This is a genomic window from Micromonospora sp. RTBAU3-60, assembly GCF_054963695.1.
Map to the genome: position 1 here is coordinate 1 of NZ_JBUEGB010000019.1, position 21,375 is coordinate 21,375.

Below are 21,375 nucleotides of genomic sequence, written 5' to 3' on the forward strand. Positions count from 1 at the left end.
GCGGACAGGTGGCGCCCGTCAGCGCGTAGCCGTCGGATGGGGGCCTCGCGGGACAGCGGTGTGCATGAGCGGTCAACGCGTGGGCGGCGGTCCGGGCGGCCGGGACCAGAGCGACGATCTGCGGGCCTCGGTCCCGGACCAGAGCGACGATCTGCCGGCCTCGGTCCCGGACCGGTGTGTGTCGCTCGCCCGCCGGTCCGGGACCGCCGAACGCGGTCCGGGACCGCCGAGCGCTGGTCCGCTGAGGCGGGACCGCGGCGGTGGCGTCCCGGACCGCGGGCAGGCCCGCCCACCCCGCGGGCCGGGACCGGCCGGCACCCCCCGGGCCGGCCGGTCCCCCTTCGGTCAGTCCCGCAGGTCCAGCCGATCGGCGAGCCAGGCGAGCCGGTCGTCGCGGACGCTGGTCGCACCCAGGTCGTGCTCCTCACCCGGGTAGAGCGACACCCGGGCCTGCGGCGCGGCGGCGGCGAAGGCCGCGCGGGCCGCCGGACCGACGAACCGGTCCCCGCCCGCGAACTGCAGGTACGCCCCGGCGCCGAGCCGCCCCACCAGGTCCACCGGGTCCAGCCCGGCGAAGACCGCCCGGTACGCCGCCCGCTCCCCCTCGGGCAGCTGGAGCCAGTACAGGTCGAACCAGTTCGCCCAAGTGGCGTCCGGCGCGAGGAGCACCGCCGTGCGCAGCCCCGGCTCCCCGGCGGCGAGGTTGGCGGCGTACATGGCGCCGTAGTCGTGGCCGACCACGGCGGTGCGGGCCCGGTCGACGCCGGGCTCGGCGAGCAACCGCCGGTAGGCGTGCCGCACCGCGTCGAGCTGGGCGGTCACCGCCGCCCGGTCCCGGGCGTCGCCGACCGGGTCGCCCGCCCACGGGAAGGTGAGCTGGGGCAGCACCGAGACCACGCCGCGCCCGGCCAGGGCGGTCGCCTCGGCGAGGAACTCCGTCCGGTCCTGGTTGACCCGGCCCGGCTCGAACCAGTGCAGGTCCAGCACGCCGGCCAGCCCGGCGCCGGACTGCTGCGGTCGCACCAGGTACGCCCGGACGGCCGGCTGCCCGGGCACCGGGATCTCGATGTCCCGGACGAGCACGGCGTCCCGGTGTCCCCCGGCGGTCGCGGCGGCGGCCGGCGCCTCCGCGTGCGCCCCGCCGGCACCGACGAGCGCGCCGGTGACCAGCAGCACGGCCGTGGACACGAGTGCGGGCAGTCGTCGCACCACATACCTCCATAAGTTTTTAAAGGCGTTTTACAGATGATGACGCTAGGATGGCGGGCGACGATCGGTCAAGCGGAGGGGCAGGCGTGTCGGCAACCGGACGGCGGAGCGGGCGCGGATGAGCGCGGTGCCACCCCTGGAGCCGGCGCTGCGGCTGGCCGTCGCGCTGCTACACAGCTACTGGGTGCTCCAGGACCCGGTCGACCAGCTCTCCGTGGCCCGACTCCGGGCCGCCGGCCGGGAACTCGGCCTTACCGAGGTGACCGACCCGATCGGCGACGCCGAGCTGCCCCGGCTGCGGGAGCTGCGGGCCCGGCTCTACGAGGTCTTCGCCGCACCCGACCCGGCCGCCCGGGTGGCCACCCTCAACGACGTGCTGACCGAGGTCAGCGCCGGCACGGTGGTCGAGGCCACCCCGGACGGCGCGCTGCGGCTCACCCCGCTGCCCCGGCCCGGCCCGATCGGGCCGTTCGCCGCCGCGGTCACCGGAGCTCTGGCCCGGGCCGCCGCGACCGGCGGGGCGGAGCGGTTCGGGGTGTGCGCCGCCGACCCGTGCCGGGCGCCCTACCTCGATCGGACCCGGGCGGGCCGGCAACGGTACTGCTGCGAGCTGTGCAACAACCGGGCCGCCGCGGCGGCGTACCGGAGCCGGACCCGGCGCGGCTGAGGCGTCCGGCCGACGCGGCGGGCGGCGGTGCGGCCGACCTCGGACAGGTGGGTCGGCTGGGCGTCGAAGGCGCCATACGACGGCGTCCCCGCGCTCCGCCCCCCTGAACCCCGGAGCGCGGGGACCCCCCGTCCCGGCTACTGCAGGAACGCCCCGAGGGGCGAGAGCAGCAGCCGGCCGAGCAGCGCGGCGTTGTCGTCCAGCCGCGTCCGCTCACACTCGCGGGCCTCCGGATCGTGCCGGCAGCGCCAGATCTTCTGCGCGTTGCGCCAGGCCACGTTCCGGGTGTACTCCACCAGTTCGCCCTGGTACCAGTCGTCGATGTCGCCGTTCAGCATGTCGATCATCAGCTGCCAGTTGTCCAGGTAGCCACGGCGCAGCCCCGGGATCTTCTCGGCGAAGATGTTGTTGATCTCCAGGTAGTCGCGGTGCTGCTCGCTGCCGTCGACCGGCTCGGACTCCAGGCTGTCGAACGTGGTGACCAGCGCGAACGGCAGGTCGTAGTTGATGTGCGCGTTGACCCCGGCCGCGGCGGACGGCAGCGGCCGGGCGTCCGGACCGCGCATCCGCTGGAACAGGCACGACCACGCCTTCGGGGTGTTGGGGCTGGACTCGGTCCAGAACCGCAACGCGTCGAAGTAGCGGGTGGCGAACTCCACGTCCAGCCGGGCCAGGAAGACCGGGTCGGTGAACCGCTCGTCGTACAGGCCGTTCAGGACGCTCGTGGTGATGGTCAGGTAGAGCTTGTTGAAGTCGGCGAGCGGGCAGCTCTCCTCCAGCGGAGGCAGCCGGACCAGCAGGTCCTGGAGCTTGGTGAGGTGGTCGACGACCGCCGGCACGTCGGCGGGGTGGTCGGCGAGCAGCCCGACGATGTCCTGGTGCACAGGACCCCAGACCGGTTCAGTCATCTCTCCTCCACGGTGGCCGGGACGCCCGCGGGCGCCACGGTGACGCTGGACAGCCTTCCAGCCGGCGTACGCCGGCCGGATCAGTAGAACGACGTATTCGGCGCGTCTACTCCGGGCGGTTGCGCAGGAAGATCGCGCTCGCCTGCACCCGGGTGCGGACCTGGAGCTTGTCGAAGATGTGCGACACGTGCACGCCGATGGTCCGCTCGCTGATGAACAGCCGCTGACCGATCTCCCGGTTGGTCAGTCCCTCCGCGACGGCGGCGAGCACCTCGCGCTCCCTAGCGGTGAGCACGGCCAACTCGTCCACCGCCGGCCCGGCCTCCGCCGCCGCCTTCCGGGGCCGGGGCACCGGGCGGGCGGCGGCCGAGCTCTCCTCCAGGGTCACCCGGGCCCGGCCAGCCAGGGTACGGATCTCCGAGCTCAGCGGCACCGCGCCCAGCCCCTGCGCCATCTGGTACGCCTGCCGCAGCAGCCTGCCCGCCGTGGCCGGCTTGCTGCGCCGGGTCAGCAACGCCTCGGCCTGCCGCAGCCGCGAGTACGCCGCCGGGTACGGGTGGTTGCGGTGGTCCCACAGCTCCGCCGAGCGGGCCCACAGCTCCGGGTCGCCCTTGCCGTCCAGCCGGCTCACCTCGGCGTCGCACAGCGCCAGGAACCCGTCGGCGACGTAGCGCACCGGGGCACCGGCCTTCTCGCTCTTGCCGGCCACCCGGTCGGCCACCTCGCGCAGCCGACGCACCGCGGTCGGGTCCACCTCGACGGTCCGGCTGGCGTGTGCCTCCGCCTCCGCCCGCAGCCCGTGCCAGGCCAGCGTGGCGAGCACGATGACGTCGTCCGAGCGGCTCTCGGTGAGACCCCGCTGGACGGCCTGCCGGGCCAGGTCGTGCCGCCCCTGCCACATGGCCAGCCCGGCGCGCAGGATCAGCATCGGCAGCACGTGCCGGGCCCCGCCGCCGGCCAGCACCGTGGCCACCGCCTCCAGATCCCGGTCCGAGGCCTCGACGTCGCCGTACCCGACGGAGAGCCGGCAGCGGGCGAGCAGCAGCTCCACCGCGTCGGCGCCGGAGGGGCGGTGCCGCAGCGCCGCCGCAACCACCTTCTCCGCCTCGGCCCACTGGCCGACCCGGAACAGCCCGTTGGTGGCGATGGCCAGCAGCCGGGTCTCCCAGGTGCGGCCGAGCCCCAGCTCGGCGACCCGCTCGGCACCCCGGCGGGCGACCACCACCCCCTCCTCCAGGATGTTCAGCGGACCGGTGAGCAGCTCCGCCAGATGCAGGTACGCGCAGGCGACATCCTCGGGGCGGCCGGACCGCTCGGCGATCGCCAGCGCGTTGCGCATCACCGCCAGCCCGGCGTCCGGGTCCTCCAGGAAGGCCTCGCTGTAGCCGAGCGCGGCGCTGGCCAGCACCAGTTCCGAGGTGGAGCCCTCGACCGCGGCGGCCAGCTCCAGCGCCTCCCGGGCCTGGTCGCCGGCCTCGCCGTACCGGCCGAGGTGCAGCAGCAGCTCGGCCAGCCGGGCGGCGGCAGTGGCCCGCTCGCGGGGGGTGCAGTCGGCGGCCGCCAGGGCCCGCCGGTACTCGGCCTCCGCCGGGGCCGACCGGCCGGCGGCGGCCAGGTAGCGGGCCCGACGGATGTGCAGGTCGCAGGTCGCCGGCCCGGCCGGATCCGCGGTCAGCTCCTCGAGCAGGGCCAGGGCTCGGGCGTGCTCGCCGCAGTGGTGCGCCGTCTCGGCCGCGTGCTCCAGCAGCTCGGCGCGGCTCACCTCGACCGGGTCCGGCCGGTCGCCGTCCGGCGTGACCGCGGCCGGGGCGTCGGCCAGCTGCAACGCCGCCGACCAGTGCCGGTGCGCCTCGGCGTACCCGTGCAGCCGTTCGGCCTCGCGGGCGGCGGCCATCGCCGCCGGCAAGGCCCGGCCCGGCTCGCCGGCCAGCCGCCAGTGGTGGGCCAGCCGGGCCTGGTGCAGCTCGGCGGTGGCCGAGGTCAGCGCCTCGGCGTAGCGCCGGTGCAGCGCGGCCCGCTCGGCGGGCAGCAGCTCGTGCGCCAGCACCTCGGCCACCAGCCGGTGCCGCAGCCGGTAGCCGTCATCGGCGCTGACCAGCAGCCGGTGCGCCACCGCGGCCCGGACCGCGTCGATCAGCTCCCCCTCCGGCAACCGGACCACCTGGGCCAGCAGCCAGTGCTCGACCGGTTCGACGCCCGCGGCGACGGCGTGCACCACCGCGTGCGCGTGCTGCGGCAGCGCATCCACCCGGGCCAGGAAGACCTCGCGCACCGTGTCGGAGAGGCCGTCGCGGCCGTCGCGCAGGTCCCGGGCCAGTTCCTCGACCACAAAAGGGTTGCCGCCGCTGCGCCGCCACATCTGGTCGGCATCGTCGGCGGTCAGCGGCGTGCCGACGATCGCGGCGGCCAGCTCGTCGGTGCCGGCCCGGTCCAGCGGTGCCAGGTCGACCACCCGGACCGAGCGCAGCCGACGCAGCTCGGTGAGCACCCGACGCAACGGGTGCGCGCCCTGCAACGACTCGGCCCGGATCGCGGCGAGCACCGACAGCTGCAGGTCGCCGAGGCCGGCGAGCAGATAGAGCAGAAGCTGGCGGGTGCTCCGGTCGACCCACTGAAAGTCGTCCAGCACGAGGACCAGCGGACGTCCGCCGGCGACCAACTGCAGCCCGCGGGAGACCCGTTCCAGCAGCACGCCCGCGCCGTCCGGGCCCGGGGTCTCCTCGTCGAAGACCTGGAGCAGGCCGCGGACCGCCGAGGCGGTGCGGGCCTCGGCCGGCTCGGCGTCGAAGCGGCGCAACGCCTGGCGCAGCGGATGCAGCGGGGAGGCGTCGCCGATGTCCAGACAGGAGCCGGTCAGCACCAGGGCGCCCGAGTCCCGCAGCCGCTCGCTGGCCTCGGCCAGCAGCCGGGTCTTGCCCACCCCGCTCTCACCGGTGAGGAAGACCGCCGCGGTGTGCCCGGGCGCGACGTCGTCGAGCAGCGCCGACCGGAGGGCCCTCACGGTGTCGGCACGACCGACGAGCGGTGCGGTGTCCACATCGCTGGCCATGGCTCGCAGCCTAGTCACACGCTCCCGCACCGTTCTACGGCCGAGAGGCGACCGTGGTACATCTCGCGTCGACATTGCGACTAAAGGTTGCGGGTGGTCGACATACGTCGTCCTACCGATCCCCCGAGAACCCGGTGGTGAAAGTCTTCGGAGGCCGTCAGGCACCGGGCGGGGGGAAAGGGTGGGTGCGATGCCAATGACCACGATCGTGGGGAGTCGGGAAGCCGTCACCGCCGCGCGCTGGTTGGTGCCCGAGGAGAGACGCACGGTCACCGTGCTCTTCGCCGACATCGTCGGTTCGACCGGTCTGGTGGAGCGGCTCGACCCGGAGGACGTCCGGGAGCTGCAACGCGCGTACTTCGGCACGGTCGCCGGTGTGCTGCGGCGGTGGCACGGCGTGGTGGAGAAGTACGTCGGCGACGCGGTGATGGCGCTGTTCGGGGCGCACGGGACGGACGGGTTCGACGCGTACCGGGCGGTGCGGGCCGGACTGGAGATCCAGGAGGCGCTGGACCGGCGGGCGCCGGCGGGCCTGCGGCTGCGGGTGCGCGTCGGCGTGGCGACCGGCGAGGCCCTGGTCGACCTGGCCGCCACCCGCGACGGCGGGCACGGCACCGCCAGCGGCGCCGTCATCACCACCGCGGCCCGCATCCAGGAGTACGCCCCGCCGGGCGGGGTGGTGGTCTGCGCGGCCACCCGACGGGCCACCGACGGGCTGGTCGACCAGCGCCCGCTGGCCGCGTTGACGGTGGCCGGGAAGGCGCTGCCGCTGGATGTCTGGCGGGTGCTCGGGGTGGCCCGGCCGCGGCCGGCCCGCCACCGGGGCCCGCTGGTCGGCCGGCGCCGCGAGCTGGCCGCCGCCGGCGAGGAGATCGCCCGTGCGGTCCGGGACCGGCGGCCGCGCTGGATCTCCCTGGTCGCTCCGGCCGGCAGTGGCCGCAGCCGGGTGCTGCACGAGCTGACCCGCGCGGTGTCGACGGTGGATGGTGCGCCGGTCCGCTGGTGCGTGGCGCACTGCCCGCCGTACCCGGAGGGGGACCTGGCGCCGCTGGCCGACATGGTCCGCGCGTTCGCCCGGGTCCGCGACACCGACCCGGCCCCGACCGTACGCCGCCGGCTGGCCACGGCGCTGGACGGGCTGCTGCCGCCGGCCCACCGCGGCGCGGCGGCGCACGCGCTGGCCGAGTTCGTCGCGGCGCCGCAGGACGCGGGCGCGGCGGGCCCCGGCGCCGAGGTGTGGCGGGAGGTCCTCCTCGACCTGGCCGCCGGTCAGCCCACCGTGGTGGCGGTGGACGACCTGGACCGGGCGGCCCCGGCGTTGAACCGCTTTCTGCACCGCCTCTTCGCCACGGCGAGCGAGCGGGGACTGCCCCTGGCCGTGGTGGCCACCCACGGTCCGGGCTGGGCCGACCTGCTGCCCGGGGCCACCGGCCGGCGGCGCCGGGTGCCGCTGCCCGCGCTGGGTGCGGTGGACACCGGGCGGCTGCTCCGGCACCTGCTCGACCGTGCTGGTCGACCCGCCGCGCTGGCCGGGGAACTGCTGCCCCTGACCGGCGGGAACCCGGCCGCCGCGCAGGCGTACGTCCGGGCGCTCGCCGAGGACGGCGACCCGGGTGCGGTGCCGGACGCCGTGCGCCGCCGGGTCGACGCCCGCCTGGACCGGCTCGAGGGCGACCAGCGGGCGGTGCTGATGGCCGGCGCGGCCCACGGTGCGGAGTTCCCGGCCGCGACGATGGACCGGTTGCTCGGCTGGACCGACGGTCGGGCGGAGCGGGTGCTGGGCAGCCTGGTCGCGGCCGGCCTGCTGCGCCGGACCGGCCTCGGCGGGTACGCCGTCGCCGAGCCCACGGTGGCCCGGGTGGCCCGGAACCGGCTGCCGCGGGCACTGCGGGCGGAGTTCGCGCGGCGGGGGCGGATCGCCCCGCAGCCGGCGGTGGCCGCACCGGCGGAAGCGGGCCGGGGACCGAACTCGCTGGCCGGCGCGGGGGCGCACCCGGACGCCGTTCCCACCACGGCCGGGCTCGCGAGCCGGTCGACTGCCGGCCCCCTCGCCGGCGCCCCGGCGGCCTGCCCGACGGTGGCGGGCCGCCCGGCGCGGCCGGGTTCCGGACGGTCTCCGGCGCCGGTCGAAACCGGTCCGGCCGTCCGCCGGAAGCCGGTCTTCGTTCCACTGCCTCCGCACCGCGCCGCGGAGGCCGCCCACCCACCGTCCCCGTCCCGGTACGCCGGCCTGCCGCAAACCGGGCCGTCCAGGGCGGGCGGCGCACCGGTGGACGGTCGCCGGCAGGCCCTCCCGGCCGTCGGGCCGCCGACCCTGGCGCGACGGGGCCGGGGACCGGCGGACGGGACAACCGCACGGTGGCGACCACGGGGGCGCGGTCACACCGGCACGTTCGCCGGGTCGCTGACGCTCGTGGCGGCGTGAGCCCGGGGCCGGGGCGGAGCGGGCACGGGGCCGCTCCGCCCCGGCGCCGCCCGGACGGCCGTGCCGTGCCGTGGCCGCTGCCCCACCTCGTCATGGGCGCCGGATGACCCTTCGCTGCTGTCTTCGCTGCCCCGCCTCGTCACCCCTGCCAGGCCAGGTTCACGGACCGCCCCTCCTTCTGTCGCCACTGGCACCGCCTTGTGCCCGCCACCAGACAGGGCGAGCCTTCATGGAGCGCCGGAACAGTTCCTCCGCACTCCCTACAGACCTGATGGCGTAAACGATTCAGGCCGTCCGTCATCGGCTGAGTCGTTCACGCCATCAGGTCGAAAGGGCCTGATGAGGACAACCTCCCGCCGGCCGATCCATTCACGTCATCAAGTTCGTAGCCTCGGCAGGAACACTCCGGCAGGCGGCGCCGCACGTGCACCCGGTGCTGCAGCGCCGGCCGGGGCGCGCAACCAGACCGAGCTGCGCAACCTGGCCAGCGAGCTGGACTCGGTACGCGCGTTCACCGCAGCCGCTCCGACAGCCCGGCATCGCAGCGCCAGGGACAGCGCCATGCCGGCGACCGGACGCGCGCAGGCCACCCCGGAACGGGCCGCGCAGCGGCACCGACCGGGCCGGGGCATCGGGCCGATCTGGCGGGCACTCATCGACGCCGGCCGCCGCCCTGCGCAGGTCGCCGCCGGGCACAGGTTGCGGCGCGGCGCAGGTTGCGGCGCGGCACAGGTTGCGGCGCGGCACAGGTCACCGCCCGGCACGGGTTGCGGCGTGGCGGGACCGGAAACTGGCGGCGGCGGTCGCCGCGGCGGTGACCCCGCGCCGAGGCTCAGCAGGCGGCGAGGAACGGCAGGGCGCGGTCCCAGGTCAGCGCCGCCGCCAGGGCGTCGTGGTCGGGCACCTCGGGGTCGGTGTAGAGGTGGCCAGGCCCCGGGTAGCGGTACACGGACAGCTCGGCGCCGGCGGCGGTCATCGCCCGTCGCCACTCGTCCAGCTCGTCCGGCGGCTCGTACTCGTCGGGGTCGGCGAGGTGCAGTTGCACCGGCAGGCCCGGGCGCACCGACTCGGGATCGGCGCCGGTGCCGTGCAGCAGGAGCAGCGCCGCCGCCTGCGGCCGCTCGCCGAGCAGCGCTCCGGCCACCCCGGCGCCCATCGAGAAGCCGGCGAGCACCGTCTCGGCCGGAAGGTCCCGCGCCGCCGCGCGAGCCCGCGCCAGCACGGTGTCCCGGCCGACCTTGTCGAGCAGCGCGAAGCCGTCCTCGACGATGTCGACGGCCGGCAGCCCGTACAGGTCCGGGGTGGTCACCTCGTGCCCGGCGGCGCGCAGCCGGTCGGCGGCGGCCAGCACGGCGGGCCGCAACCCGTAGACGGAGTGCAACAGCAGGATGTTTGCCATCGGCTCATCCTGCTGCCGGGTCGGCGGCAGATCGGGCAGCCGCGCCGGTGGCAGCTCAGCCCAGGGACTCGATCCGGGCCACCAGCTCGGCCGGCGGCGGCATCGCCGCGATCTCCCGGCTCACCTGCCGGGCAGCGACGGCGAGCTGGGTGTCGGTGACCAGCCGGGTCAGGACGTCGGCGCTGATCCCACCGGCCGGCGCGGCGATGCCGGCGCCCCGGTTCGCCGCCAGGGTGGCGTTGTACCGGCGGTCGCCCGGACCCGTGGTGGCGAGTTGCGGCACCCCGGCGACCAGCGCGCCGAGCACGCTGCCCGCGCCGCCGTGGTGGACCAGCGCCGCGCTGGCCGGCAGGGCGGCGTTGAGCGGGATCCAGTCGACGGTCCGGACGTTGGCCGGCAACGCCGAGCGGGCCAGCCGCCCGTGCGGCCGGACCAGGACGAACTCGGCGTCCACCCGGTCGGCGGCGGCGACCACGGCCCGCATCGGGCCCGCCCCGCCGGGACCGGCCACGGTGCTCCGGCTGACCAGCACGCGCGGCCGTTCCCCGGGCTCGCGCAACCAGGCCGGCAGCTCCCCGCCGCCGTACGGCTCGTATCTCATCGGCCAGCCGTCCTGGGTCACCACGCTGGGCGGGGCGACGGCGATCGCCCCGGCGGGTGGCGGGATCGCGGCGACGTGGTGCCGGCGCAGCGCCCGGGTCAGCCGTGCCGTGGTGACCCGGACCAGCTCGCGCCCGTCGAAGAGCGAGTTCTCGTGGCGTACCGCCGGGACGCCGACCCGGGCGGCCGCGAGCGCGCCGGCCGCCGCGAACGGCTCGTACATCACCACGTCGGGGGACCATTCCCGGGCCAGGGCGACCAGGCCGTCGGCCAGTTCGTCGTTGACCTGCCCGAAGAGGAGGGCGGCGCCGCGGGTGCCGGCCGTACCGGCCAGCTCGGCCCGCGCGATCAGCGGATGCCGCAGCAGGACGCCGCGGGCGATCCGTCCGAAGTCGAACGCCGGCGCGACGTCGCGGACCGGCAGGCCGGACCGGGCCGCGGCGAGGCCGTCGGCCGCCGTGGCGACCAGCACCTCGTGCCCGGCGTCGCGCAGGGCTAGGGTGAGCGGCAGCAGCGGGAACACGTGACCGATCAGGGGCGCGGACGCCACCAGCACACGCATGCCCCGATCTTAGGCCGGGTCCACCGTCCGGTGGGGACACGGCGGGGCTCAGCCGGCCGCGCCGCCCCGCGTCTCCCGGGACAGGGTGCGGCTGCGGCCGCGGAACTCGGCGACCACCTCGTCGTCCCGCCAGACCGTGACGTCGTAGATGCCGCTGCGGCCGTAGCGGACCCGCTCGGTGGCCCGGGCCTCCAACAGGTCGCCCTCGCGCACCGGACGGAGGAAGCTGATCTCGCCGCCGGCGGCCACGGTGGCCGGGCCGTGGCTGTTGCAGGCCAGCGCGAACGCGGTGTCGGCGAGCAGGAAGACGAAGCCGCCGTGGCCGATCGCGTGGCCGTTGAGCATGGTCGCGGTGACCCGCATCCGGGCCACCGCCGCGCCGTCGCCGGCCGAGACCAGCTCGATGCCGAGCCCTTTGGAGGCCACGTCGGCGTCGAACATGTCGTGGGCCGCCGTGCGGCCGTCCTGCTCCGCCACCTCAGTGCCCCCGCCGCTGGTCGACGATCCGGCGCATCTTGCCCATCGACCGTTCCACCCCGTCGGGCTCGATGACCTGCACCGCCACGCTCACCCCGATGGTGTCCTTGACCTGCTGCACCAGGGCCGCCCCGGCCCGCTCCGCCTCGTCGGCGGGCACCCCGGCCCGCCGCTCCACCTTGACGGTGAGGGTGTCCAGCCGGCCCTGTCGGTCCAGCACGCACTGGAAGTGCGGCGACAACGCGGGCGTACGCAGGATCAGCTCCTCGATCTGGGTGGGGAAGACGTTCACCCCGCGGACGATCATCATGTCGTCGGTCCGGCCGGTGATCTTCTCGATCCGCCGCATCGTCCGGGCGCTGCCGGGCAGCAGCCGGGTCAGGTCGCGGGTGCGGTAGCGGACCACCGGCATGGCCTCCTTGGTGAGCGAGGTGAGCACCAGCTCGCCCTGCTCACCGTCGGGCAGCACCGCTCCGGTGACCGGGTCGATGATCTCCGGGTAGAAGTGGTCCTCCCACAGGTGCAGACCGTCCTTGGTCTCCACGCACTCGACCGCCACCCCGGGCCCCATCACCTCGGACAGGCCGTAGATGTCGACGGCGTGCATGTCGAGGCGCTGCTCCATCTCGCGGCGCATGTCCTCGGTCCACGGCTCGGCGCCGAAGATGCCGACCTGCAGCGAGGTGGATCTCGGGTCGACGCCCTGGCGTTCCATCTCGTCCACGATCGCCAGCATGTAGGTGGGGGTGACCATGATGACGTCCGGCTCGAAGTCGCGGATGAGCATCACCTGCCGCTCGGTCATCCCGCCGGAGACCGGGATGACCGTGCAGCCCAGCTCCTCGGCGCCGTAGTGCGCGCCGAGCCCGCCGGTGAAGAGCCCGTAACCGTAGGCGACGTGCACCCGGTCGCCGGGGCGTCCGCCGGCGGCCCGGATGGAGCGGGCCATCAGCTTCGCCCAGGTGGCGACGTCGTTGCGGGTGTAGCCGACCACGGTGGGGCGGCCGGTGGTGCCGGAGGAGGCGTGCAGCCGGGCGATCCGCTCCCGGGGCACCGCGAACATCCCGAACGGGTAGTTCTCCCGCAGCTCGGCCTTGCCGGTGAACGGGAAGCGGGCCAGGTCGGCCAGGTCGCGCAGGTCGTCCGGGTGGGCCCCGGCCGCCTCGAAGGCCCGGCGGTAGTGCGGCACGTTGTCGTACGCGTGCCGCAGCGACCAGCGGAGCCGGTCCAGTTGCACCGCCCGCAGCTCGTCCACGGACGCCCGCTCGACGGGCTCCAGTTCCTCGGGACGAGGGGTGCGGTCCTGCACGGTTGCCTCCTGCACGACGATCCTCGACGCCGCCGAGCGCCGGGCGATGCCGCACACCGTACGCCCGTACCGTGGGCGCTGCCAGGTCAGGGGCCTGCCAGAGGACCGGTCAGGGGGCGGCGGGCAGCCGGTGCAGCGCGTCGACCAGGGGCGCCAGCTCCGGGGTGCGCTCGGCCTCGGCGAGCGCGTCGGCGAGCACCCGGTCGTGGGTGGGGCGGGCCCGGGCGAGCAGGTCGGAGCCGGCCGGGGTCAGCTCGGTGTAGATGCCGCGCCGGTCGTCCGCGCAGAGGACCCGGGTCAACAGCCCCCGGTCCTCCAGTCGGGTGACCAGGCGGGTAGTGGCGCTGCCGGAGAGCGCCGCGGCGCGGGCCAGCTGGCGCATCCGCATGTGCCAGCCGTCCTGGCGGGAGAGCGCGTCGAGCACCGTGTATTCGACGACGGAGAGGTCGTGCTCGGCCTGGAGGGCACGCTCCAGAGCGGTCTCGATCAGGCCGTGCAGCGCGGCGAGGGTGCGCCAGCCCTGCGCGCGGATCTCGACCGCGTCGTCGGCGATCCCCATGCCGCCCCCTCCGGTGTGATCTGGACGTCTCCCCAGGCTAGCACGCTTGCGCCGATAGGCAGCGCGTGCAACTATTTAGTTGCTCGCGCGGGTAGTTGCATACGCGCTTAATCTTCTGTCACACGGATGGGAACGGAATGTCTCACCGCTCGACCGCACTCCCCGGCGGTCTGCTCGCTCTGGCGATCGGAGCCTTCGGCATCGGACTCACCGAATTCGTGATCATGGGGCTGCTCCCTCAGGTCGCCGCCGACTTCGCGGTCAGCGAGTCGACCGCCGGCTGGCTGATCTCCGGGTACGCCCTCAGCGTCGCCATCGGCGGAGTCGCGCTCACCGCCGCCGTCACCCGGCTCCGCCGCAAGCACGTGCTGCTCGGCCTGATGGTGCTCTTCATCGCCGGCAACCTGCTCTCCGCCCTGGCCGGCGACTACGCCACCATGCTGGCCGGCCGGATCGTCGCCGCGCTCTGCCACGGCGCGTTCTTCGGCATCGGCGCGGTGGTGGCGGCCGGCCTGGTCCCGCCGGCCCGCCGGGCGGGCGCGGTCGCGCTGATGTTCACCGGCCTGACCATCGCCAACGTGCTCGGCGTGCCTTTCGGCACCTTCCTCGGCCAGCACTTCGGCTGGCGCGCCACCTTCTGGGCGATCACCGGCATCGGGCTGGTCGCGCTGGTCGGGCTGGCCCTGCTGGTGCCCGGGCGCGGGCCGGCCACCGAGGCGGCACCCACCGGCGGGCTGCGCGGCGAACTGCGCGCCTTCACCCGGCCACAGGTCTGGTTCTCGCTGGTGATCACCGTCCTCGGCTTCGGCGGCATGTTCGGCGCGTTCACCTACATCGCGTACACGCTGACCGAGGTGAGCGGCTTCGCCACCGCGACCGTGCCGTGGCTGCTGGTCCTCTTCGGTGTCGGGCTCTTCGTCGGCAACCTGGCCGGCGGCCGGGCCGCCGACACGTCGCTGTCCCGCACCCTGGTCACCGTGCTGGCGGTGCTCACCGCGGTGCTCGTCGGCTTCGCGCTGACCGCCACCAGCCCGGCGCTGGCCGTCGTCTCCCTGGTGCTGATGGGCGCGTTCGGCTTCGCCACCGTGCCGCCGCTGCAGATGCGGATCATGAAGTACGCCCACCAGGCCCCCACCCTGGCCTCCGGCGCGAACATCGCCGCCTTCAACGTCGGCAACGCCCTCGGCGCCTGGATCGGCGGGCTGGCCATCAGCGCCGGGCTCGGCTTCACCGCCCCGATCTGGGCCGGTGCCGGGCTCACCCTGCTCGGCCTCGCCGTGCTGCTGGTCGCCGAGCGGCACGCCCGCCGGTCGGCGGCCGGCGTCTCGCCCGCCCGCGAGCTGGTCGACGCCGCCGCCTGACCGTCACCCCGGTGGGACGGCGGCGAGCGGTCCCGGCCGGCGGAGCCGCCCGGGACCGGTCCGGCGGCGGGGTTATGCTCGCGGGGACCGGCGGTGGGGCCCGCCGTCCCGGCTGTGCCGGGAAAACCGCGACACGCTCGCCAACGGTCCCTGCCAGTGATGCCCGTCCTGGTGGGGAGGCACAGTGACACAACCACCCGAACGCCGCGTCGACCCGGACGTCGACCTGCGCGTACCCGCCGACCGCGGGGAACTGACCGCCCACCCGGCGGCGGTGCTGGGCGCCATCGCGGCCGGGGGCGTGCTCGGCGCGCTGGCCCGGGCCGGTCTCCAGGCGGCCTTCCCGCGCCCGCCCACCGGCTTCCCGTGGGCCATCTTCGGCCTCAACCTCACCGGCTGCCTGCTGATCGGCGTGCTGATGGCGGTGCTCACCGCCCGCCCGGCCGGCCCGCTGGTCCGGCCGTTCCTCGGCGTCGGGGTGCTCGGCGGCTACACCACCTTCTCCACCTACGTGGTGGACGTGCAGCGGGCGGTGGCCGCCGGGGCACCGGGCATCGCGCTGGCGTACCTCGCGGCGACCCTGGTCGGGGCGCTCCTTGCCGTGTGGATGGGGGACGCGGCGGCCGGCCTGGTGCTGGCCCGGGCCGGTGCCGGGGAGCGGCGGTGACCGTCCTGCTGATCGCGATCGGGGCCGCGCTCGGCGCCCCGCTGCGCTACCTGACCGACCGGGCGGTGCAGGCCCGGCACGGCTCGCCCTTCCCGTGGGGGACGCTGACCGTCAACGTGGCCGGCTCGCTGCTGCTCGGCGCGGTGGCCGCGGTGCCGGCGAGCCCGGCGGTGACCGCGCTGGTCGGCACCGGCTTCTGCGGCGCGCTCACCACCTGGTCCACGCTCAGCTACGAGACGCTGCGGCTGACCCGCACCGGCGCCCGCCGCCACGCCGTGGCGAACGTGCTGGCCAGCGTGCTCGCCGGGCTGGGCGCGGCCACCCTGGGCTACGCGCTCGCCCGCGCGTTCATCGGCTGACCGGCCTGGCAGGCCGCCGCGTGTCGCCAGGAGGAGCCAGCGCACTGCTCCGCCGGCTACCCGGTCTCCCGCGCCGGGCGCCCGGCCCGCTCGTCCGGCCGGGCCGCCCGCACCACGTCGCCGGACGCCTCCGCCACCCGGGCGAGCACGCGCGCGGCCCGGATCTCGATCAACCGGTAGCCGGCCCGCACCGCCAGGGCTGACGCGGCGCGGCCGTGTTCGCGGGCCGCGTCGAGGTCGCCGGCGGCCAGCCCGGCGTCGGCGAGGCCGGCCAGGGCGGTCGCCTCACCCCAGCAGAACCGGGTCCGTCGGGCCAGCTCCAAGGCCCGGCGGTGCTCCGCCGCGGCCTCGGCCGGCCGGCCCAGCGCCAGCAGGACCCGGCCGAGCGCGTCCAGCGTCCACGCCTCGGTGCCGGTGTCGCCGATCTCCCGGGTGAGCGCCACCGCCCGCTCGGCGTCGGGCCGGGCCTCCGCCGCCCGGCCCGTCGCGCACCAGAGCACCGCCCGGCCGGCCAGGGCGGTCGCCTCGCCATACCGGTAACCGAGCTCGCGGTTGGCCACGAGCGCCCGTGCGTACAGTTCCTCGGCGGCGTGGTGGTCGCCGAGGTCCCGGCGGGCGTTTGCCAGGTCGACCAGGAGGACGGCCACGTTGTACCGGGCTCCGGCCCGCTCGCCCCGCTCCAGCGCCGCCCGGAAGTGGTCGTCCGCCTCGGCCAACTCGCCCAGCTGCCAGTACGCGAAGCCGAGGTTGGCCAGGGACATCACCTCCCCGCCGTCGATGCCGAGCTGCCGGTTGAGTTCCAGCGAGTGGCGGGCGCAGGTGAGCGCCGCCTGCGGGTCGCCGAGGCGCTGGTGCACCGCGCTCAGGTTGTTCAGCATCCCGGCGCGCCCCTCCGGCCAGCCGTCCCCAACGTCGATCCGCAGCCCGTCGAGCAGGTGCAGCCGGGCCTCGTCGTACCGTCCGCTGGTCACGTGCACCAGGGCGATGCTGTGGTGCATGGCGGCCTGCGCCCGCGGATCGTCCTCGGCCCGGGCGGCCGCCAACGCGACCGTCGCCGCCGCCAGCCACTCCTCACGGCGCCCCCGCTGGTGGAAGTAGGCCCGCAGCGCGTCGGTGAGGTGCCAGGCGTACCGGCGGGGGCCGTGCCGGGCGGCCTGTTCCACCGCCGCGGTCAGGTTCGTCCACTCGGCGTCGAGCCAGGCCAGCGCCGCCTGCGTGGTGGGGAACGGGTCCGCCGGGACCGGGCGCGGCAGCCGGACGAAGTGCGGGATGAGCCGGCGGCCCGCCGCGTCCGCGGCCTCGAGGTAGTGGTCGAGGAGGCGCTGTCGGGCCCGGCCCCGCCGCGTGCTGTCCTCCTCCCGGGTGACCCGGTCGACCGCGTACCGGCGGAGCAGGTCGTGGCAGCGGTACCGCCCGCCGGGTTGCGCCTCGACCAGGTGGGCCGCGACGAGCGCTCGCAGCAGCCGTTCGGCCACGGCCGGCGCCGCCGCGACCAGGGCACCCGCCGCCCCGGCGGCGAAACTCGATCCGGGCACCAGCCCGAGCCGGCGGAACATCCGCCGCTGCTCCCCCGGCAGCGCCCGGTACGACAGCGCGAACGCTTTGGTCACCGCCCCTTCCTCGGCACCGTCGACGGTGAGCCCCGCCAGCGGGTCACCCTCGGCGAGTTCCCGGGCCAGCCCGGCGATCTGCGGCTCCCCGTCGGCCTGCAGGTTGGCGGCCGCGATCCGCAGGGCCAGCGGGAGGTGTCCGCAGAGCCGGGCGAGCTGGGCCGCCGCGGCGGCCTCGGCCTGGACGGCCCGGTCACCCAGCAGCGCGGCCAGCAGGCGTGCCGAGTCCGTCGGGGTGAGCACGTCCAGCGGCAGCGTCCGGGCGCCGGCCCGGACCACGAGTTCGCCGAGACGGTGCCGGCTGGTGACCAGCACGGTGCCGCCGGACGGGATCAGGGGCAGCACCTGGCCCGCGTCGCGGGCGTTGTCCAGCACCAGCAGGACGTCCCGCCCGGACAGCAGGGAGCGGAACAGCGCCGCCCGTGCGTCCAGCTCGTCGGGGACGGCCCCCGGGTCGACGCCGAGCCCACCCAGGAGCTGGGCGAGCGCGGCGGACGGCGGGACCGGCTCCCGCTCGGCGTCGAAGCCGCGCAGGTCGAGGTAGAGCTGGCCGTCGGGGAAGGCGTCGCGTACCCGGTGCGCCCAGTGCACCGCCAGGGCCGTCTTGCCGACCCCCGCCGTGCCGCTGACCACCCAGATCCGGGTGCCGGTGGACGGCTCGTGCAGGGTGGCGTCCAGCCGGGCGAGGTTGGCGTCCCGGCCGGTGAAGCCGGGCACGTCGTGGGGGAGCTCGGCGGGACGCACGGCACGGCCGGCGCCGCCGGGCAGGTCCAACACCGGGTCGGCCCGGAGGATGAGCTGCTGGAGGCGCCGCAGTTCGGGCGCGGGGTCGAGGCCGAGCTCCTCGGCGAGCAGGGCCCGCACCCGCTGGTAGGTGGCCAGCGCCTCGTCGGCGCGGCCCTCCCGGTGCAGGGCGAGCATGAGCCGGCCGACCAGCCGCTGCCGGCCGGGCTGTCGGGCGACCTGGTCGGTCAGTTCGCCGACCACCTGCCGGGCACGCCCCAGCCGCAGCAGCGCCTCCGCCCGGTCCTCCACGGCCGTCCACCGGGCCTCCGTCAGCCCGGCGCAGAGCCGGTGGCGTACGTCGTCGTCGGCGACGTCGGCGAGCGCCTCCCCCCGCCAGAGGCCCAGCGCCCGGTCGAGCAACTCGACCGCGGTCTCGTCGCCAGCGGTCCGGGCCCGCGCGGTCAGCGCGGTGAACCGGTGCGCGTCGACCGTGTCGGGGTCCACCCGCACGAGGTAGCCGGCACCGCGGCTCACGATCTCCACCGGCGCGCCGATCCGGCGGAGGACGGTACGCAGCCGGGAGACCAGCGCCTGCAGGGTGCCCCGGGCGCTCGGCGGCGGCGACTCGCCCCAGACCAGGTCGATCAGCCGGTCGACCGGTACGACCCGGTCCGGCTCCAGCAGCAGCGCCGCGAGGACGAGCCGCGGTTGTCGCCCACCGACGTCGACGCGGGTCTGCTCGGACCACACCTCCACCGCGCCCAGGATCCGGAACTCCATCGGCCAACCTCCCCGGTGCCGGAGTATGCCGGTCCGCGGTGCACCCGTTGCAAGCCGGTTGCAAGGAGGCTGCACGAGCGGGAAGGCAGGCTCGTGCCGCCGGCCGGGCGCCTGGGCCGTCCTGGGCGTATGCGCGGCCGGCAGGGACCGCTCCGGCGACCTCTGATGGGGGGACGGCGAGTGACGACGATCAGGCGGCCCGGCCCACGCCGGCCGGGCCTGGGAGCGGGCGCGGTCGTGGTGACCGGCCACGCGGCCACGGTGACGCTCGGGCGGGCCGACTCGGCGTGGGCATGACCCGGAACCGGGTCGCCGGTGCCGAGCGGATCGCGGTGTTCACCGCCGTGCTCCGCTCGGCGCCGGGTGTCCGTACCTGACCGGCGGGGACGGCGGGTGGGCGGCAACCCATCCGCCTCGGGGGCGGCCGGCCCGGACTACGGAACCGGGCCGGCCGGCCCGCCGGCCAGCCGCAGGTCGACCACCGGGCCGACGACGAACACCGCCGGCGGCGCGACGTCCTCCCGGGCGACGAGCCCGCCCACCTCGTCCAGCCGCGACGACCAGGTCCGCTGGCCGAGTTGCCCGGCGTCCCGGACCACCAGCACCGGGGTGTCCGGGGCGCGGCCGTGCTCGACCAGCGCCGCCGCGATCTTCGCTATGGTCTCCACCGCCATCAGCAGCACCACCGTGCCCCGGGCGCGGGCCAGCGCCACCCAGTCCACCAGGGAGTCCGGGTGCCCGGGCGGCAGGTGCCCGGAGACCACGGTGACGTCGTGCGCCACCCCGCGGTGGGTCACCGGCACCCCGGCCAGGGCGGGGGCGGCGACGGCGCTGCTCACCCCGGGGACCAGCACGGTCTGCACCCCGGCCGCCGCGCAGGCCAGCACCTCCTCGTGGCCGCGCCCGAAGACGTACGGGTCGCCGCCCTTGAGGCGGACCACCCGCTTCCCGGCCCGGGCGTGCGCGATCAGCGTGTCGTTGATGGTGTCCTGCGCCATCGACGGCCCGCGGGGCACCTTGGCCGCGTCCACCAGCAGCACGCCGGGGCGCAGCCGGCGCAGCAGCCCGGCCGGGGCGAGCCGGTCGGCCACCACCACGTCCGCGGCGTCCAGCAGCGCCTGCCCGCGTACGGTGATCAGGTCGTCGGGGCCGGGGCCGCCGCCCACGACGGCGACCTGGCCGGGACGCAGCGCCGGCTCGTGGTGGTGATCGTGATGGGGATGGTGGTGGTGGCCGGACCCGTCGGCCGGGTCGTCGGGGTGGTGGTGCGGGGTCTGCGGCCGGCCCACCTTGTCGACGAACCCGGGCAGCGCCACCCGGTACGCGCAGGTGTCGCAGTTCATCCGGATGTCCCCGCGCAGCGCCTCGGCGTGCCGTTCCAGCACCAGGTCCGCCAGGGGGTCGCAGTCGCCGATCAGGTCGGCGACGCGGACGTCCAGCCCCGGGTGGTCGACGGCGAACTCCCGGGCCTGCGCCGCGATCCGGTCCGGCAGCACCCCGGCGAAGAGGAAGTACGGGGCGACCACGATCCGGCGGGCGCCGAGCCGGCGCAACCGCTCCAGCACGACGGGCACGGCCGGCTCGGCGAGCGAGATGAAGCCCGGTTCGACGCCGGCATAGCCGCGCCCCTCCCAGAGCAGCCGGGCCACCTTCGCGACCTCGGCGTTGGCGTCCGGGTCGGTGGAGCCGCGCCCGATCAGGGCGACCCAGGTGCCGGCCCGGTCGGCGCCGGCCAGCGTCGCGTCGATCCGGTCGGCCAGGGTGTCGTGCAGCAGCGGGTGCGGCCCGAGCGGCCGGCCGTACGCGTACCGCAGGCCGGGGTGGCGCTGCCGCTCCCGCGCGAGGGCGGCGGGGATGTCGCCCTTGCCGTGCCCGGCGGCGGCCAGCACCAGGGGCAGCGCGACCAGGTGCCGGTGCCCCCGCCCGACCAGCGCGCCGACCGCGTCGGTGAGCGGCGGACGGGACAGCTCGATGAAGCCGCCGTCGACGTCGTCGACCACGCCCCGGCGGCGGATCCGCTCGACGAGCGCGGCGAACTGGGCGACACCGGCCACGCTGCGGGTGCCGTGCCCGACGATGAGCAGCGGGGTACGGTCCTTCACTCTTCCTCCTGATACAGCAGGGCGTTGACGGCGGCGGCGGCGACCGCCGAGCCGCCCTTCTCCCCCACGTTGGACACGGCGGGCAGGCCGCTGGCCCGCAGCGCCGCCTTGGACTCGGCGGCCCCGACGAACCCGACCGGCAGCCCGATCACCAGCGCCGGCGCCGCCGCCAGTTCGATCAGTTCCACCAGCGCGGTCGGGGCGCAGCCGACCACCCAGACCGCGCCAGGGCCGACCCGCTGGTACGCGATCCGCACCGCCGCCGCCGACCGGGTGAGGCCGGCGGCGCAGGCCAGGTCCGCGGTGGCCGGTTCGGCGACCGGGCAGACGAGGTCCCGCCCGGCCCGGGTGATCCCGGCGGCGACCATCCACACGTCGGTGACGATCGGCGCCCCGGCCCGCAGCGCGGCCAGCCCAGCGGCGAGCGCCTCCTCGGCGCAGACCAGGTCGGTGACGTAGTCGAGGTCGGCGCTGGCATGCACCACCCGCTCGGTGACCGCGCGGGTCAGCGGCGGCAGGTGGGACAGGTCCACCCGCGCGCGCAGGATCCGGTACGACTCCGCCTCGATCGGGTGCACGACCCGGCTCACCGCGCCACCCCGGTTC

16 protein-coding genes are annotated in these 21,375 nt (G+C 76.2%); 5 read left to right on the top strand and 11 right to left on the bottom strand.

Annotated features, from left to right (window positions below; all coding sequences use genetic code 11):
* Window positions 1–345 precede the first annotated feature (345 nt).
* Window positions 346–1,209 (bottom strand): alpha/beta hydrolase family protein, encoded by an 864-nt coding sequence (locus ACY34I_RS19875; RefSeq protein WP_462756476.1) that lies wholly within the window; start codon window positions 1,207–1,209, stop codon window positions 346–348.
* A 118-nt stretch (window positions 1,210–1,327) separates the two neighbouring features.
* On the opposite strand from ACY34I_RS19875, the gene ACY34I_RS19880 reads away from it, so the two are divergent.
* A complete protein-coding gene (locus tag ACY34I_RS19880; protein WP_462756477.1) occupies window positions 1,328–1,876 on the top strand; it encodes a CGNR zinc finger domain-containing protein in 549 nt (182 codons plus the stop codon).
* A gap of 137 nt (window positions 1,877–2,013) precedes the next feature.
* Here the strand turns inward: ACY34I_RS19880 and ACY34I_RS19885 are convergent, their stop codons facing one another.
* Both ACY34I_RS19885 and ACY34I_RS19890 read right to left on the bottom strand, forming a co-directional pair.
* Window positions 2,014–2,784, bottom strand: coding sequence for a DUF5995 family protein (locus ACY34I_RS19885; protein ID WP_148801079.1), 771 nt, complete (start codon window positions 2,782–2,784; stop codon window positions 2,014–2,016).
* A 106-nt stretch (window positions 2,785–2,890) separates the two neighbouring features.
* Complete coding sequence (locus ACY34I_RS19890) at window positions 2,891–5,833, bottom strand: helix-turn-helix transcriptional regulator (RefSeq protein WP_462756478.1); 2,943 nt, start codon at window positions 5,831–5,833, stop codon at window positions 2,891–2,893.
* A 190-nt stretch (window positions 5,834–6,023) separates the two neighbouring features.
* Between ACY34I_RS19890 and ACY34I_RS19895 the strand changes: the two genes are divergently transcribed.
* Entirely contained in the window at window positions 6,024–8,258 is a 2,235-nt protein-coding gene (locus ACY34I_RS19895) for an adenylate/guanylate cyclase domain-containing protein (RefSeq protein WP_462756479.1), read from the top strand.
* Between the two features lie 832 nt (window positions 8,259–9,090).
* Here ACY34I_RS19895 and ACY34I_RS19900 read toward each other — a convergent pair.
* The 5 genes from ACY34I_RS19900 to ACY34I_RS19920 form a co-directional block, all read right to left on the bottom strand.
* Window positions 9,091–9,657 carry a dienelactone hydrolase family protein gene (locus tag ACY34I_RS19900; protein ID WP_462756480.1) on the bottom strand — a complete coding sequence of 189 codons (567 nt, stop codon included), beginning with the start codon at window positions 9,655–9,657 and terminating at the stop codon, window positions 9,091–9,093.
* A 55-nt stretch (window positions 9,658–9,712) separates the two neighbouring features.
* Complete coding sequence (locus tag ACY34I_RS19905) at window positions 9,713–10,819, bottom strand: nucleotide disphospho-sugar-binding domain-containing protein (protein ID WP_462756481.1); 1,107 nt, start codon at window positions 10,817–10,819, stop codon at window positions 9,713–9,715.
* Window positions 10,820–10,867: 48 nt separating this feature from the next.
* Window positions 10,868–11,260, bottom strand: coding sequence for a hydroxyphenylacetyl-CoA thioesterase PaaI (gene paaI / locus ACY34I_RS19910; protein ID WP_462756605.1), 393 nt, complete (start codon window positions 11,258–11,260; stop codon window positions 10,868–10,870).
* Between the two features lie 37 nt (window positions 11,261–11,297).
* Window positions 11,298–12,620, bottom strand: a complete 1,323-nt coding sequence (gene paaK / locus ACY34I_RS19915) for a phenylacetate--CoA ligase PaaK (RefSeq protein WP_462756482.1) — start codon at window positions 12,618–12,620, stop codon at window positions 11,298–11,300.
* 94 nt (window positions 12,621–12,714) lie between these two features.
* Window positions 12,715–13,164 carry a MarR family winged helix-turn-helix transcriptional regulator gene (locus tag ACY34I_RS19920; RefSeq protein WP_462756483.1) on the bottom strand — a complete coding sequence of 150 codons (450 nt, stop codon included), beginning with the start codon at window positions 13,162–13,164 and terminating at the stop codon, window positions 12,715–12,717.
* Between the two features lie 137 nt (window positions 13,165–13,301).
* On the opposite strand from ACY34I_RS19920, the gene ACY34I_RS19925 reads away from it, so the two are divergent.
* The 3 genes from ACY34I_RS19925 (at window position 13,302) to crcB (ending at window position 15,551) form a co-directional block, all read left to right on the top strand.
* The gene (locus ACY34I_RS19925) at window positions 13,302–14,525 is read left to right on the top strand and encodes an MFS transporter (RefSeq protein ID WP_462756484.1); all 1,224 of its coding nucleotides are present in this window, start codon (window positions 13,302–13,304) and stop codon (window positions 14,523–14,525) included.
* A gap of 184 nt (window positions 14,526–14,709) precedes the next feature.
* Entirely contained in the window at window positions 14,710–15,192 is a 483-nt protein-coding gene (locus tag ACY34I_RS19930; protein ID WP_462756485.1) for a FluC/FEX family fluoride channel, read from the top strand.
* Window positions 15,189–15,551 carry a fluoride efflux transporter CrcB gene (crcB, locus tag ACY34I_RS19935; RefSeq protein ID WP_462756486.1) on the top strand — a complete coding sequence of 121 codons (363 nt, stop codon included), beginning with the start codon at window positions 15,189–15,191 and terminating at the stop codon, window positions 15,549–15,551. The genes ACY34I_RS19930 and crcB overlap by 4 nt, the downstream gene beginning before the upstream one ends.
* A gap of 56 nt (window positions 15,552–15,607) precedes the next feature.
* Here crcB and ACY34I_RS19940 read toward each other — a convergent pair whose 3' ends face one another.
* From ACY34I_RS19940 to ACY34I_RS19950, 3 genes are all read right to left on the bottom strand, one after another.
* Window positions 15,608–18,667 (bottom strand): AfsR/SARP family transcriptional regulator, encoded by a 3,060-nt coding sequence (locus tag ACY34I_RS19940; protein ID WP_462756487.1) that lies wholly within the window; start codon window positions 18,665–18,667, stop codon window positions 15,608–15,610.
* A 434-nt stretch (window positions 18,668–19,101) separates the two neighbouring features.
* Window positions 19,102–20,769, bottom strand: coding sequence for a uroporphyrinogen-III C-methyltransferase (gene cobA, locus ACY34I_RS19945; RefSeq protein WP_462756488.1), 1,668 nt, complete (start codon window positions 20,767–20,769; stop codon window positions 19,102–19,104).
* On the bottom strand, window positions 20,766–21,359 hold the full coding sequence (locus ACY34I_RS19950) for a precorrin-8X methylmutase (RefSeq protein ID WP_462756489.1): 594 nt from the start codon (window positions 21,357–21,359) through the stop codon (window positions 20,766–20,768). Before ACY34I_RS19950 ends, cobA begins: the two co-directional genes overlap by 4 nt.
* Window positions 21,360–21,375 lie beyond the last annotated feature (16 nt).

What these genes read in the sequence shown, in the direction of transcription:
- ACY34I_RS19925 (WP_462756484.1), top strand. Translation starts at nt 13,302, where the DNA reads ATGTCTCACCGCTCGACCGCACTCCCCGGCGGTCTGCTCGCTCTGGCG.
- ACY34I_RS19880 (WP_462756477.1), top strand. Translation starts at nt 1,328, where the DNA reads ATGAGCGCGGTGCCACCCCTGGAGCCGGCGCTGCGGCTGGCCGTCGCG.
- ACY34I_RS19885 (WP_148801079.1), bottom strand. Translation starts at nt 2,784, where the DNA reads ATGACTGAACCGGTCTGGGGTCCTGTGCACCAGGACATCGTCGGGCTG.
- ACY34I_RS19940 (WP_462756487.1), bottom strand. Translation starts at nt 18,667, where the DNA reads ATGGAGTTCCGGATCCTGGGCGCGGTGGAGGTGTGGTCCGAGCAGACC.
- paaI (WP_462756605.1), bottom strand. Translation starts at nt 11,260, where the DNA reads ATGTTCGACGCCGACGTGGCCTCCAAAGGGCTCGGCATCGAGCTGGTC.
- ACY34I_RS19900 (WP_462756480.1), bottom strand. Translation starts at nt 9,657, where the DNA reads ATGGCAAACATCCTGCTGTTGCACTCCGTCTACGGGTTGCGGCCCGCC.
- ACY34I_RS19920 (WP_462756483.1), bottom strand. Translation starts at nt 13,164, where the DNA reads ATGGGGATCGCCGACGACGCGGTCGAGATCCGCGCGCAGGGCTGGCGC.
- ACY34I_RS19905 (WP_462756481.1), bottom strand. Translation starts at nt 10,819, where the DNA reads ATGCGTGTGCTGGTGGCGTCCGCGCCCCTGATCGGTCACGTGTTCCCG.
- ACY34I_RS19890 (WP_462756478.1), bottom strand. Translation starts at nt 5,833, where the DNA reads ATGGCCAGCGATGTGGACACCGCACCGCTCGTCGGTCGTGCCGACACC.
- ACY34I_RS19895 (WP_462756479.1), top strand. Translation starts at nt 6,024, where the DNA reads ATGCCAATGACCACGATCGTGGGGAGTCGGGAAGCCGTCACCGCCGCG.